We start from the raw sequence: 13808 nt of genomic DNA, 5'->3' as shown, positions 1-13808 counted from the left end.
AGACGCAAAATGCAGACTATTTTTGCAACGAATAACCTGCATCAAGCCAACCTTGTAAGCCAGTATCCAGAGAATAAACCTGCGTATATCCTATTTTCTGTAAACTATCCGCAACTAAAGCACAGCGAAAACCACCACTGCAATACACAACCATTTTTGTATTCAAATCTGGAACTTTCTTTTCAATGTCACGCTCAATAATCCCTTTACTTAAATGAATTGCAGTTGGAATATATCCTGTTTCCCATTCATCAGATTCACGCACATCAATAATTAGCATAGGTTCTTGAAGCTCAATTTTTTCTTTTAATGCTTGAGGTGTTATTTCTTGAATACGACTTTTAGAATCTTTAACTAAGGCCAAAAATCCTGGGGAATGTTGTTTCATGCTTCGACTCCTATCTTATAGTATTGTATTACCTGTCCTTTCCAATCTCAGCACAAAACTCCCAATAAGTCCAATTGCTAATGCCCCTGACAGAAGCATTAGCAAAGTAATCTTTAAGCTTGTTCTACCTTAATATCACGTCCTTTACCTTTAGCTTCTGGTTTTTTAGGTAATTCTATCCACAACATACCTTTCTTAAAAGTTGCTTTAGCTTTCTCTGCATCAACGGTTGATGGTAAAGAAATGGATCGCTCATATTTTCCATAGCTAATTTCGCGGGAAAGAAATTTTTTATTTTCATTCTTTTTAGAAGTAGACTTTTCACCACTAATAGTAAGAATATTATTCACAAAAGATACTTTAATGTCTTTCTCATCCATGCCAGGCATTTCTATTTGCACTGAGATATGCGCTTCATCTTCAACCACGTCCATTGATGGGAGAAGATTAAGATTTTCAAACTGTTCACCAGTAGGCCTATTGAACGAGAACATATCATAAAAATCACGAAATGCTCTATCGACCTCATGTTGGAGGCTTAAAAATGGATTATTGGAATGTTCAACAGGAACAGAGTGTCCTTTCTTCCATTTAAGTAATGTATTCATCATTTAGCTCCCTTAAATTTATTATCCATGCCCATTACAACTATTAAGTTTGATCTACAAAGTCTTTTTGTCAAGTGCTAAAAATCAATTTTTAAACTACATTTAATGTATAAAAAGAGGAAAAGGATATAATCATGTACGCAATGATTATGGAGCATAAAGGACAACCACTCGTTCTAAAAAAAATCAAAAAACCAGAACCAAAATCTAATGAGTTACTCATTAAAGTTCACGCCTGTGGCATTTGTCGCACTGATTTGCATGTCGTTGATGGAGAATTAACCGCCCCCAAACTTCCTCTAATTCCAGGTCATCAAATTGTAGGTACAATTGAACAATTAGGATCTTCAGTAAGCTCTTTTAATGTGGGAGAGCGAATAGGTGTCCCATGGTTAGGCGGTAGTTGCGAAACGTGCTCATTTTGTATGTCAGGACGTGAAAATCTGTGTGATCATGCTCGTTTTACTGGATATCAAATTGATGGTGGATTTGCTCAATATTGTGTGGCTAACCATCGATTTTGTTTTCCTATACCCGAGGGATATTCTGATTATCAAGCCGCGCCGCTTTTCTGTGCCGGATTAATTGGCTATCGTGCTTTATTAAAAACAGCTGATGCGAAGCATTTAGGACTATATGGCTTTGGTGCGGCAGCACATATTCTTATTCAAGTAGCCAATAAACAAGGCCGTAAAGTCTATGCTTTTACAACTCCTGGAGATAATAAAGCACAGAGTTTTGCTTATCAATTAGGAGCCACCTGGGCTGGAGATTCAAAACAAAACCCACCACATCCACTCGATGCAGCGATTATTTTTGCCCCAGTGGGAGAGCTCGTACCTCATGCATTACGCAATACACTAAAAGGTGGGACGGTTGTTTGTGCGGGTATACATATGAGCGATATCCCTAGTTTCCCCTACCAAATTCTTTGGGGGGAACGTACGCTTTGTTCTGTAGCCAATCTCACGAGAAAGGATGGCAAAGAATTTTTACAATTAGCACCACAAATACCTGTTAAAACAGAAATTCACATCTACCCATTAACTAAAGTAAATGAAGCCCTTGATGATCTTCGATATGGACGATTTACAGGAGCAGCAGTAATTACTCTTTGAATCTCTGGTAATTTGCAACTTAACTCAGATTATCAGTGCCTAATTGAGATTTTAATTCATAAAAGACTAGTTATTTTCAATTTGCTTTCAAGAAATTATACTTTACTTCAAAATGAAAAAAGGTTATAATTTGAACAGACATTAATATGGAGTTTTTCCTGTGCCTAGACAATTCTCATCTGTAACTACGCTTAATTTAACCCCAAACAACTTCGAACACTTATTTGCAACTTTAGAAAAAAACCACACATACAGCAAAAAAACAGATGCTTACTTTTCTACTCAATTTTTGAACCGTTTTGGATTCCAAAACCCCCTACAAATTGTTGAGTTCCTAAAGTCACCTGAAGGAAAAACGACACTTGCATTGATTAGCCAAGAATTAATAAAAATTGAAGAATTAAATCAACGCAAAGCAGAACAATATCGAGAAGAACTACTTGCCATGCAACGACATTTAATTTTTCTGCTTATGGGGTTAATAGCTAAAGATAAAGCTCTTGCAAAACAGGCCTCTGAAATTACGCAACAACAAATTGAGCAAAAATTAAAAGAAACAAAACAAAGCGAACAAACTAAGTCTGGACAACCAAGCTTAGTTGATATACTTGATGCAAATATCAAAGCATATTCAGAGACTCTTAATGCTTTAGATAAAAAGCTTGGTGAGCTCGAACAAAAATTAGCTGAAATAGACAGCCAATTGATGATGCTTGAAGATGAAGCCGTGCTCATGAATGAGAAGCATGCTCATCTTAATGATCATATAGATCAATTAAATATGTACCTTCAATTGCCTATACTCCATGATCAACCCATGGATTATATTGCTCATACTAATCAACAAATAGAATCATTAGCGACACAATTGACCGCGTTAAAACAACAACATAATGAGAACAATCCTAACGCACAACCGGAACATCCTGCTACCCATCGAAAAATAAAAATGTTGGAACATCAGCTTGCATTCCATCAGGCACAATTAAAAAAGCCACCGCAATGTGCTGAACATGTATTCGAGCAGCTCCTTGAACACATTCGTGAACAATTAAATGAATGCCAGCATGTACATGAAAATCAACCTTCAGATTATTTGTTACATGAATTAGAAGGTTTGAAATTACAAGAACAAGGGTTCCTCCATGTTTTGCAAGTATTAAGAAAGGAAAAAATACTTCTTAATGCTGAATTAGAAGAAGTCAATGACTTTAGCCAAGCTCATTTTGTTGTTGATCCAAGTCATAAACCACGTTTTCAAAAACGAGGGAATTGTTATGCTATCTGTACAGAGGAAATGGACCCAGATAATTTAAGTGAAGAAGATTGGTTACAAGCCCAACTTAACTACGATAAATTAAAACATGAAGTTCGAGTAGTCCCTGTTCAGCATCATGAGTGTATGCAACATGATATTGAACAGCATCAAGAACGCAAACAACATTATAAAAATCTTAGAAAGGAATTTATTGAACAAATTCAAGACGTAAAAGCCAGCAAAGTACAGGTCTTGCAAGCATTATCAAGTAATAAAGCTCAAAGAGCATTGTTAACTTGCGGAAGCCCACCTTTAAGCATGTCACCTAAACCTAATCCAGTACAAAGAAACAGGGAAAAAGACAACTTGTCTCCAAAGTTTTGCCCTAAACCAAAGCATCCCCCTTTCCCATGCAGTTATTCTTTTATGATGCGTAACTTGGAGCGTTTAGTACCCACAAAAGCTCCTGCACCGAAGGAAGAAGATATCCATAATGTGACTCGCGTACTTGAAAGTGTTATTCCACCAGAACATCAAAACGATCTGTATAAACTGATTGATGAAGTAAATCCTGGTAAAATTATGTCACCAGAAGTTCGACTTAATTGGTTACATAGAGCCCAAAATTTAATACCTGATGTTATAGAACCAGAATTAGAGCCAACTTTATCCTCTAAACTCAAGTAACCATTGCTATCAAGAAACTTATGAAAGATTAGGCCCTCCGTTTTCACGGTGGGTCTAAAGTTACTCCCCCACTTAGACACATGTTACAAAATAACTTTTGATGATATCCCGTTTATTGTGAAATTTTTTAATAATTATTTGACAAAATCAAATGCAAATTGTTACTATAATGAAATCAATAATTTATTACCCACTCTGTTTTATTATGAATCACAGACTGCAACATCAATTATGTTTAAATAGCACAGCTAAGTTGTTGCATGCAGTCTATTCTATCATTTCTGCTGTCGTGGTGGTCGTGGTCTTTCTCTCCTCGCCCTAGAGTCGCGTATTTTGATTATTTAGCCTCTCTAGGGAAGGCTAAATAATCATGTGAAATAAACGCTAACTACCCTGAGGAGAGTCGCTATGGGAACCCCCCACCCTGATATAGATAAAGTACCTAACAAAATTACCTGTCGTGCTGTTCTAATTGTAAGTTTATGTTCTGGATTTTTATTTTATAAATACATTCTCCAAAATTTTCCAAGTGTCATGCCCCAACAACTTATGGAAATCTTTCATTTACAAGGATTAGGACTTGGTGTTTTATCAGGAGTTTATTTTTGGACGTATCTTATCGTACCTTTATTTGTAGGGATCATTCTTGATCAGTACGGTACCCGATGGATTACAACAGGAGCAATTTTTTGCTGCGCTTTGGGTATTTATGTCTTTTCCCAAGCCCAAGAATTAAATACTGCTATATGGGGACGAGCTTTAACTGGAGTTGGTGTTTCTTTTGCATCCATTGCATATTTCAAATTAGCTGCTGTATGGTTTTCCAAAAAATATTATGCCTTACTGACTTCCTTGCTCGTTGCATCGGGAATGATTGGTGCTGTTTGCGGCCAGATGCCCCTCGCATGGCTTGTGAATCAAGTAGGATGGAGAGCAAGTTTGGTTGATGTTGCTTGGTTAGGGGTCTTTCTAGCTTTTCTTTTTTTATTGATTGTTAAAGATCAACCTCCTGGAGTAATTAACCCCATAGAGCCCGAAATCAAACAAACATCAAAAAACCAACACTTATGGCAAGATATTTTATTAATTGTAAAAAACAAACAAAATTGGCTATTAACCGGTTATAGTGGTTTAGCATTCTCTCCAGTAGTAATCTTCTGTGGATTATGGGGAAACCCTTTTCTACAAAAAGCATATCAGTTAGATAAATTAGTTGCCCCCTCACTAATTTCCCTAGTATTTGTAGGTTTAGCAATTGCATGTCCTTTATTTGCTCTATTTGCTCATCGCATTCAAAATCGCTGTGCATTTATGTTTTATAGCACTCTTGTTTCTGCTTTATCCATTAGTTTAGTTATCTACGCACATCCGATGCCTCTTTGGTTACTCAGCACTTTGCTTTTTCTCTTCGGTTTTAGTTTGGGTGCTTTTCCAATAGTGTTTGTCATTGGAAAAGAATCAAATCCTCTCTATCTGGCTGGCACAGTCACCTCATTGATTAATGCAAGTGATGCATTTCTAGATGCAATTTCCGAGCCTGCTATAGGGAAATTACTCGATGTTTTTAGCAATTCAGGTATCACACATGACTTTTCACTATTTAGCTATCATATTGCTTTAGCCATTCTACCTCTGTATCAAATTATTGGTGCTTTTTTAATGAGGTGGGTTAAAGATGAGCATCGAGCGACTCATTAAAACATCACTCATTTAAGTCTCATTGAGACTTAAATGAGTTTCAATAGTTCAGAACCCATCTTTTTAACAAAATTTTAATATGGAGCACCTTTCGCTGCCAACATTGGATATGTGATTACATTCTCCAAGATCAGAGCTTAGTTAGAAACCTCCTTAAACAGCGCCAATCATTTCTTTTTCATTATCATCATTGCTTCAGAAGAATCAATTACATCTCCATATTTAGCATTTATTTCGAAAAGAGATTGTTTGTGAGCCTCTGGCCAACGATCTGCCACTGCATCTTTTACAACCATCATCCTAAAACCATTTTCTAAACCCTCAACAGTTGTAGCTCGTACGCATCCACTTGTCGTGCATCCAGTAACAATGACGGTATCTATTTCTTGACATCTTAATTGGTTCGCAAGTTGTGTTCCAAAAAATGATGAAGTATTTTTTTTTGTTATTATGATTGAATTTTGTTTCTCAAATAAAAGCCTAGGATCTAATTCTGTTTCAAAGCTACCAATTTTTAGCCTTGTCAGTTCCGGAATTTTTTGCAACCAGATGTTGGGATATTGAATTTCATAGTCGTTAAATGCGATGAGAGTATAAATAACAGGGATGTTATTTCGGCAGGCCACCTGCAGCAGCTTTTGGATTGTCTCAATTTCTTTGTCCTGACGAAATTCAGTCTCAAACAAACCTTCCGTATAAGCTCTTTGCATGTCTGACACTAAAATAGCACATTTTCTACCAGGCCCTAATATATGATTATACTTGGTGTTCAATGTATCGCTCCTCCTGAGCTTACAGTATTTAGCATTACAATTCTTACTGACTAATCCATGTATTATAAAGGCTGTTTCTCCAAAGTGATAGATTATTTTCTTCCGCCACGCCAACGTGCTCTCTATTTCAAAAAGAGGGTATTTTTTATTACTAAAAAAGCTAAGCACGATTTACAAAAGCGCCGGTATATATTGCTTTAAAAACTAGCGACCTGGATTGATCCCAAAGATAGTTGCCGAATTTACAGATAAATTAGGGTATTCAAAAGCAATTTGTACCACTTTGTTTACAAGATATACTTAATAGAGATAGTTTACCAAAAAAAGCTACAGTTCTGTCTGAATTTTGTGAAACAAAACTAGGCGGATAGTTAAGTAACAAAGCCATCAGTAGGGAGCGGTTATTATGTCATCAACAAAAATATATTTATTTTCTTCTGGTGTCCTGGTAAGTGAAAAACAATATTTCACTTTAGGGCGAGGCCAGGGAGTACCCTTTAATGTTCCTGTACCATTCTATTATCTAGAGCATGAGAATGGGAAAAAAATTTTATTTGATACCGGCAATTCACTCAAAGTATGTCATAATCCCCGCGCACATTGGGGTGATATCATTGATATTTACTATCCCAAAATGCAGAAATCTGAATATGTGACCAACCAATTAGCTAGGTTGGGCATAGTACCGGAAGAAATCACTCATATTGTGCTGTCACATTTGCATCTTGACCATGCTGGTGGTATCAGCTCTTTTCCAAATGCTCAAATTTTCGTGCAAAAATCTGAATATGATTGGGCATTTAGCATTAAGAATACACAAAAAAATGCCTATATTACTGATGATCTGATACACAATAAACCAGAACAGTGGCAACTAATTGATGGGGATTTTGATTTGTTTGGCGATGGTATAATTTGTACTTTTCCAACGCCTGGCCATACGCCAGGACATCAGTCTGGCCTGATTCGCCTGACGGGTGGTAACCTGCTTTTGACCTGCGATGCTTGCTACACCACAGAGAATCTTCGCGATAGTATTCCACCAGGTTTAGTCTGGGACGCAGAGTTAAGTAAAAATAGCCTGAGAAAAATCAAAGAAATTGCTGAAAGCAATCATGCAACCATCTTTGTTGGCCATGATCCTGATGCATGGGCTAAAGTTAAACACTCGCCGGAGTTTTACTCCTAGGTTAGCTTAGTTCGGTTAACCTAAAAAAGGAGTACTCACTCACCATTCTAAATTGCGATGCTCGCTCTACCTCGTGATTAATTTTAACCATCCAAGGCTAAAAATGACTCGCCAACGCCCAAAAAATCCACCAAAACAACAACTGGCTGGGGTTCGCTTCGTCCCAACCCCAGGCTACCCCTGATTAACCATGCAAGCTTGGGCCTATATAGGCATTGTTGCTCTTTATGAACCCCTTGGAGCACGCTAAGGTGCTCAACCAACCCTAAGCGCGGTACTCTAGGTGTTTAAGGAAACCTGATTAGTTTTCAGGCTTAGTGAATCTAGCTCTTCCTCATTTTTTTTCTTTTTATCATCAAAAAATCTACCTTGAGAATTAAATCTATTCTCTTGCTTAGTCTGATATTGTGATAATAAATGAAAAGCCTTCAAAATAATCTCATCCTTGGGTGGTTGCACTCCATTTATAAGGTTCGCTGCCTGAATAAGACTCATCCGTTTGTTATAATCTGGATTTAATAAACCTAAAATCACTTCTCTTACCGCAGGATGTCCAGTCGTTGATAAAACTTCTTTATCAAATTTCTCTAACTCTTTAGCCAAATAGTTCATATAATTTTGATACTGGCTACCTTTTCCTGAAAAATGTGTTTTTTGAATTTCACGTATTGGCATTTGTAATTTTTGCAATATTTCCGATGATTTGGAGCCCATAAATGAAAGTAATGTGCATCCAAGTTCCCATTCATCAATAACTTCATGAGATTTCTGGCCCCTTTTAATAATTTCTTGCCTTACCTGGGGAAATTTTGCTTCGGGTGGAAGAATATTGCTTTGTAGCTTACTAGTCACTTGAACCGCTACTCTATCTTTGTCATAGGCAATACCAGTACCAAAATCGGACAAATAAACTCGTCCCCTGCTATCAAATAAAATATTCTTAAAGTGAATGTCTCGGTGATAGATACTATTTTGGTGCATTTCATGGAGTATTTTTGCTAGGGATTGCGTAATATGCAGGGAAATGACTTTCATTAGTAAACCACTGAGCTTAAGCTCTGATTTCCCGCTAAGTTCATCCTCACTGCTCTCTATTAGATCAGCATCACCTTTCTCATCTTCACTACTCTCTAATAGATCAGCATCGCCTTTTTCATCTTCACTACTCTCTAATAGATCAGCATCGCTTTTTTCATCTCCACTGCTCTCTAATAGATCAGCATCGCTTTTTTCATCTCCACTGCTCTCTAATAGATCAGCATCGCTTTTTTCATCTCCACTGCTCTCTAATAGATCAACATCCTTTTCTTCATTCTCGATAATCATTTGATGATTAATTTTACTATTTGAATAATCTTGTTCATCAAATAATCGTAATTGTTCCAGCAAATCACTCGGGAATTCTAATTTATTATTATCAATATCAGAAACAAGAAAAGATTGAAGCCTTATGAAATTCTCTCCGTCCCGCAAATTCGCAATGGGCATAATTTGGAACATCACTGAATTACCTTTACTGTCAGTCGTAGTAAATACATCTATTGGCCTCATTACTCCGCTGATGTTTTTTTCACGTAAAATATCATTAAATTTACCTTCACGCTGCAATGCTTCAACATCGAAATTAAAGTTCGACTGATTATTAATGAACTTTATTTTTTTAACAGAAAAAAAATCACCTTCTTTATTACGTACTAATCTAACCTTCCCAAATTGTCCTTTGCCCAATACCGCTTTACCTTTTAAATCTATTCCCACCTGTTGAAATAAATGATTTGATTCCTCCTCATCTAACGTACCCATCAGCTGATATTGCCTTTGTCCATTCATTGAAGTGACGACTGTGTGTTTATTTTTCGTATTTCTTTTGTCCTGGCGCGTCCATCGCAATATCTCATCCCGACTTTTCATTTGTACACTCCTTATTGCTCTTTAAATTGGGTTCATATTTTAAATATTTCTCCTTAAGAGAAGATTAATGATGATAGGCATGACTAAGACTAAATAGCTAATTGCCTCAAATTATCTGTTGCCGAAAATCGACTCAACTATGGCAATGAGTGCGGCAACCAATTGATCGTTTCCTAAACCCCATTAAATCTCGCTATAAAAAAGGTTTAAGTAGCACTAAACCCGGAAGCCTAGACAACTATATTCCGATTAATACAAACCAGTGAGACACGAGCCAAGTTAGTTTTATGGAGGCAGATACTGTGACACCTCGAAGTTTTTTCAAAAATATGCTTTATTTGTACTATAATTATTGCAACGCACTATTTAAGGACAAAAATAATGCGATTTCTAAATACATCCATTACCTTAATTTTTCTAATATTTTTATCCTGTGTTGAAGCAAAAGAGTCATCAATTTATAGCCCATCTATAGGAATTACTCATAATCTTTCAAAATCAGATCTTTCTGTATATATTGATCAAAACAAGATATTGAAAAATATTTCCAAGCTACAGAAAAAAGGAATAGTAGATAGAAATCTCACAAATACCGAAATAAGCTTCTATGAAACACAACTAGCAGCTATGTCTTCAATACCCTATGTAACCCAGTTGATTAAAAATCTCTATCATTCAAACAATAAAAAAGACCAAATTCATATTATTTCATATGTGCTTACTACAGATTTATATGGAAATAAAATTAAATCATTTTGTTATTCATTTAATTTTAATCGTCAACTGTATCAAAAAATAAACTGGAAAAATTTTCAGGCGAATAATATCGTAAAAATTGCTCCTGATTTTGCTGTTTCTGAACAGTGCAAATTTCTAGAAGAAACAAGTCCATTAAGTATTTAACGATTCATTCACTAAAAAGCACTTTGCTACTTAAACATTAGAATCTTCTAAAGTGTATTCATCTATAGCTAACAATATTTTTTCCTCAAGCGCCTTAGCTTTTTCTAAAGGTTTATTCACTCCATTGATAATAATAGAAAAAATATATGTTTTCTCATTTGGATTTACCATAAAACCCGATAAGGAAGAAATATCATGCATTGATCCAGTTTTTGCATAAACTTTTTTATCCAATATCGTTTTTTTCATTCTTTCTTTTAAAGTTCCTTTAACACCGGCTTGGGGTAATGCATTTAAAAGAATGGGTTGAATGCCTTTGTCATAATAAAGATCAGAAAGCAATAGGACCATTTGCTCTGCTGTGACTAAATTATAGCGAGTTCCTTCACCATCAACGAGCTCTATCTGAGACATATCAAGATGTGTATGTTCAGAGAGTATTTTTTTTATTGCATAAGCACCTTCTTTATGAGTCCCTTTCCCAGTTAACGAATACCCTAATTTTTTAGTAAGGCTATTTGCATAAAGGTTGTCTGATTCTTGCAACATATGAGTAATTAACTTATCTAAGGTCTTTGAATAAAAACTTATAACCGCTTGAGCATCTGCTGGAGAAACTCCAGTAATTATTTCTCCTTTCAATACAATACCGTTTTTATCCAGTACCTTTTTAATGTTTTGTTTGACTAACAAGACGGGATCCGGAATTGCAAGCTCGATAAGCTTTGGTTTTTTTTCTTGAACCATACAACCAAACAACCGGATTGTATTGCCAGGTTTAATTTCAAGATTCAAACTGCAATGCCCTTTCTCTTCTTCTTTACTCACTGTAGTCACTTGATTAATGAGTTTTAAAGCTTTTGGCATTGTCTTAGCTTTAATTTGTGCAGACTTTCCTAGCTCCTTTGCACTGATTAGCTCAAATGATGCTTTATTTTCATTTAATATTACTGCTGTATCGGGAGCAGCATAATACCATCCAAGATCATCATATGAAGTACCGCTTGGATAATTTGGCGCTTGGTATTGAGAACTATCAATAATTATATTTCCGCTAATAGTACTTAGATGATTCTTTTTAAAACTTAATAATAGTTCAGTTAAATTATCTTGAGTAAAAGAAGGCGAACCAGTGAATGTAATGTAATAATTTTGATTTTTCTGAAACAGTGTTGTTGCAAAACGAAAATCAGGCTTTAATTGGTAAAGCGCTGCAGCAGCAGTAAAAAGCTTCATGCTGCTGGCTGGAGATAACAATTTATCTGCGTTTCTACTATATATAATTTTACCCGTTTGTGCATCTTTAACAAGCACACCAATAGTTGCATGGGGTAATTGTTGTTTAATAATCTCATCTATTTTTTCTGCAAGAGTTTGTGAGTTTGCAACTTGGTTAAAGAAAAAAGCTGCTAAAAACCATAAACAGTTAGAATAGCGCACTCAGTTCATCCTCATGAAATACATAAAGTATAGCTTTACCGATTCAAGACTTAAGTGCAAGCCCCCTTTGTAAAGTTTTTACTGTAACCCAGTAGTAGCAAACAATGTATCTCTCGAATTTCCGCATTAAGCACGCAATGAATTTTTATTATTACGTTAACCTACCCTTTTTAGTCTTCTTGAAACCACATTTTGAACTTCAAACAATCGATTTTTTGTACGAAAGTTCAAAATTTAATCATTGAGAGGTCATGCAAAAACGAACTAATTTATTGTTAATAATAATATATTTATCTATTTCATATAACATATAAAAACATTTAATTGGATTATTATAGACCTTATTGCATAACATTTAAACCAACAATGAAGAAACAAAATCATTTAGTTGGAGAATTATTATGTTTAACCCAATCCAGCGAAATAGGAAGCAAATTGTAAGCGAGAAATTTGAGAAAGCACCTGGATGTTATTATTTACAGTTTATGCCTGAATTTCATGCGGCCCATTTATGGCGCTTTGTTATTGATGGAAATCGACAAGATACGGGTCCACTTACTTTTGATGTAGGCAATAAAGGTGAACCAGGATATTTAGTAGAGATGATGAAAGGGTTAGATTATATCGCTGCGACGCTACATCAGCCATTAACATGTAATTTCATAGAACAGCTTCATGATGAGTGCATTAAAAATGTAAAAATAAATATTGAGGCACATAACCAAAAATTTGACCAATTAAGATCAACAGAAAATCAAGCTGAGGTAATTAATATAGATCCTCCTAAACCTGTGCCTATGCTGAACATCCGAAACAACATCCCTGTAAATTTTGGTCTGTTGTGCGTTTATCCTTGCGATAGCCCACTAAAGGAAGTACTGGAGAATAAAGCAAATATAACTAAAAATGGGCTATTAGAAGTTCTTGATTATATAAATAGTACAAATGAGCAATACGGAAATATTTTATCACTTACAAGAGTAGCTAGATCACTGGATGAACAAGATGAAACAATTGATATTAAAAATTTTGATTTCGAGCAGTTGCAGGATCTTATCTCAAATGAAAATAAAATAGTTCTCAGATCAGAAGGTGTAGATAATAATCTATTAAAAAAAATCATGTCCGATCTTATTTTAGATTATCAGTCTAAAATAGAAAAAGCCAAAGATGATACAGATAAAATAAAAATAATTGCAAAATTTATTCAAAAACTTGAAATATTGCATCCTTTTACTGATGCAAATTGTCGAACATTTTGTATCTTGCTTCTAAATAAATTGCTATTAGAAAATAAACTAACACCTGCGATTATGGATAATCCAAATCGCTTTGATGGCTTTGCAAATCAAGAATTAGCAGAAGAAATTATAGAGGGACAAGAAAAATTTTTATCATTTAACAATTATCACCGATGCGATGAATTATCAAAAGAAGTAATTAAGAATTTAAAACCAGCATCATCTAACAAAGAAGTTAGTATTAGAGAGAATTCTCGAAAAGAAATAGATCAAAACCATGCACAGCAGTCATTAATAGAAAAAAAACCAGCATTACAAACTATATGTAAAGCATTTAAAGATAAACTTCGCACTTTACGTGATATTAAAGACGACCAAGTAAATCCAACTCCTTCTAATAGATTCTAAATCAGTAATATAATTGAGACAAATGCGCCACCTGGTGATTGATTTTAGCCTTCAATAGCTAAACAACGTGCGAAGCTAAATGGCCGAGCTCGTCAAGGTTGTCTCCCACAATGACTCTATAGCTAGAAAAGAGTTACTTTGCATTCCTTCACGCAATCTATCGTGGACTATATACTACAATGCCTA

General features: G+C 35.3%; 11 protein-coding genes. 6 read left to right on the top strand and 5 right to left on the bottom strand.

Annotated features, from left to right (window positions below; translation table 11 throughout):
* Positions 1-16: 16 nt before the first annotated feature.
* Entirely contained in the window at positions 17-388 is a 372-nt protein-coding gene (locus tag DYH34_RS08465) for a rhodanese-like domain-containing protein (protein WP_058463512.1), read from the bottom strand.
* 113 nt (positions 389-501) lie between these two features.
* A complete protein-coding gene (locus tag DYH34_RS08460) occupies positions 502-996 on the bottom strand; it encodes an Hsp20/alpha crystallin family protein (protein WP_058463763.1) in 495 nt (164 codons plus the stop codon).
* Positions 997-1130: 134 nt separating this feature from the next.
* Here DYH34_RS08460 and DYH34_RS08455 point away from each other — a divergent pair, with 134 nt between their 5' ends.
* From DYH34_RS08455 to DYH34_RS08445, 3 genes are all read left to right on the top strand, one after another.
* Positions 1131-2114, top strand: coding sequence for a zinc-dependent alcohol dehydrogenase family protein (locus DYH34_RS08455; protein ID WP_058463513.1), 984 nt, complete (start codon positions 1131-1133; stop codon positions 2112-2114).
* 160 nt (positions 2115-2274) lie between these two features.
* Positions 2275-4059, top strand: coding sequence for a hypothetical protein (locus DYH34_RS08450; protein ID WP_058463514.1), 1785 nt, complete (start codon positions 2275-2277; stop codon positions 4057-4059).
* A gap of 408 nt (positions 4060-4467) precedes the next feature.
* Positions 4468-5757 carry an MFS transporter gene (locus DYH34_RS08445; protein ID WP_058463515.1) on the top strand — a complete coding sequence of 430 codons (1290 nt, stop codon included), beginning with the start codon at positions 4468-4470 and terminating at the stop codon, positions 5755-5757.
* A 167-nt stretch (positions 5758-5924) separates the two neighbouring features.
* Here DYH34_RS08445 and DYH34_RS08440 read toward each other — a convergent pair whose 3' ends face one another.
* Positions 5925-6530, bottom strand: a complete 606-nt coding sequence (locus DYH34_RS08440; protein ID WP_058463516.1) for an isochorismatase family protein — start codon at positions 6528-6530, stop codon at positions 5925-5927.
* Positions 6531-6936: 406 nt separating this feature from the next.
* Between DYH34_RS08440 and DYH34_RS08435 the strand changes: the two genes are divergently transcribed.
* Entirely contained in the window at positions 6937-7719 is a 783-nt protein-coding gene (locus tag DYH34_RS08435; protein WP_058463517.1) for an N-acyl homoserine lactonase family protein, read from the top strand.
* Positions 7720-7998: 279 nt separating this feature from the next.
* On the opposite strand, the gene DYH34_RS08430 is transcribed toward DYH34_RS08435, so the two are convergent.
* Positions 7999-9522 (bottom strand): serine/threonine-protein kinase, encoded by a 1524-nt coding sequence (locus DYH34_RS08430; protein ID WP_172465411.1) that lies wholly within the window; start codon positions 9520-9522, stop codon positions 7999-8001.
* Between the two features lie 489 nt (positions 9523-10011).
* Between DYH34_RS08430 and DYH34_RS08425 the strand changes: the two genes are divergently transcribed.
* Positions 10012-10533 carry a hypothetical protein gene (locus DYH34_RS08425; RefSeq protein ID WP_058463519.1) on the top strand — a complete coding sequence of 174 codons (522 nt, stop codon included), beginning with the start codon at positions 10012-10014 and terminating at the stop codon, positions 10531-10533.
* Between the two features lie 30 nt (positions 10534-10563).
* Here the strand turns inward: DYH34_RS08425 and dacB are convergent, their stop codons facing one another.
* The gene (dacB, locus tag DYH34_RS08420; RefSeq protein ID WP_058463520.1) at positions 10564-11973 is read right to left on the bottom strand and encodes a D-alanyl-D-alanine carboxypeptidase/D-alanyl-D-alanine endopeptidase; all 1410 of its coding nucleotides are present in this window, start codon (positions 11971-11973) and stop codon (positions 10564-10566) included.
* A 401-nt stretch (positions 11974-12374) separates the two neighbouring features.
* On the opposite strand from dacB, the gene DYH34_RS08415 reads away from it, so the two are divergent.
* Positions 12375-13622: a Fic family protein gene (locus DYH34_RS08415; protein ID WP_058463521.1), complete on the top strand. Its 1248-nt coding sequence runs from the start codon at positions 12375-12377 to the stop codon at positions 13620-13622.
* Positions 13623-13808: the final 186 nt, after the last annotated feature.

It is taken from the genome of Legionella cincinnatiensis (assembly GCF_900452415.1).
Taxonomy (GTDB): domain Bacteria; phylum Pseudomonadota; class Gammaproteobacteria; order Legionellales; family Legionellaceae; genus Legionella; species Legionella cincinnatiensis.
This window is presented reverse-complemented; position numbering and strand designations above follow the sequence as displayed.

Excerpts from the sequence above, each read along its gene's own strand:
- DYH34_RS08465 (WP_058463512.1), bottom strand. The coding sequence starts at position 388 with ATGAAACAACATTCCCCAGGATTTTTGGCCTTAGTTAAAGATTCTAAA.
- DYH34_RS08460 (WP_058463763.1), bottom strand. The coding sequence starts at position 996 with ATGAATACATTACTTAAATGGAAGAAAGGACACTCTGTTCCTGTTGAA.
- DYH34_RS08455 (WP_058463513.1), top strand. The coding sequence starts at position 1,131 with ATGTACGCAATGATTATGGAGCATAAAGGACAACCACTCGTTCTAAAA.
- DYH34_RS08445 (WP_058463515.1), top strand. The coding sequence starts at position 4,468 with ATGGGAACCCCCCACCCTGATATAGATAAAGTACCTAACAAAATTACC.
- DYH34_RS08435 (WP_058463517.1), top strand. The coding sequence starts at position 6,937 with ATGTCATCAACAAAAATATATTTATTTTCTTCTGGTGTCCTGGTAAGT.
- DYH34_RS08430 (WP_172465411.1), bottom strand. The coding sequence starts at position 9,522 with ATGGGTACGTTAGATGAGGAGGAATCAAATCATTTATTTCAACAGGTG.
- DYH34_RS08425 (WP_058463519.1), top strand. The coding sequence starts at position 10,012 with ATGCGATTTCTAAATACATCCATTACCTTAATTTTTCTAATATTTTTA.
- DYH34_RS08415 (WP_058463521.1), top strand. The coding sequence starts at position 12,375 with ATGTTTAACCCAATCCAGCGAAATAGGAAGCAAATTGTAAGCGAGAAA.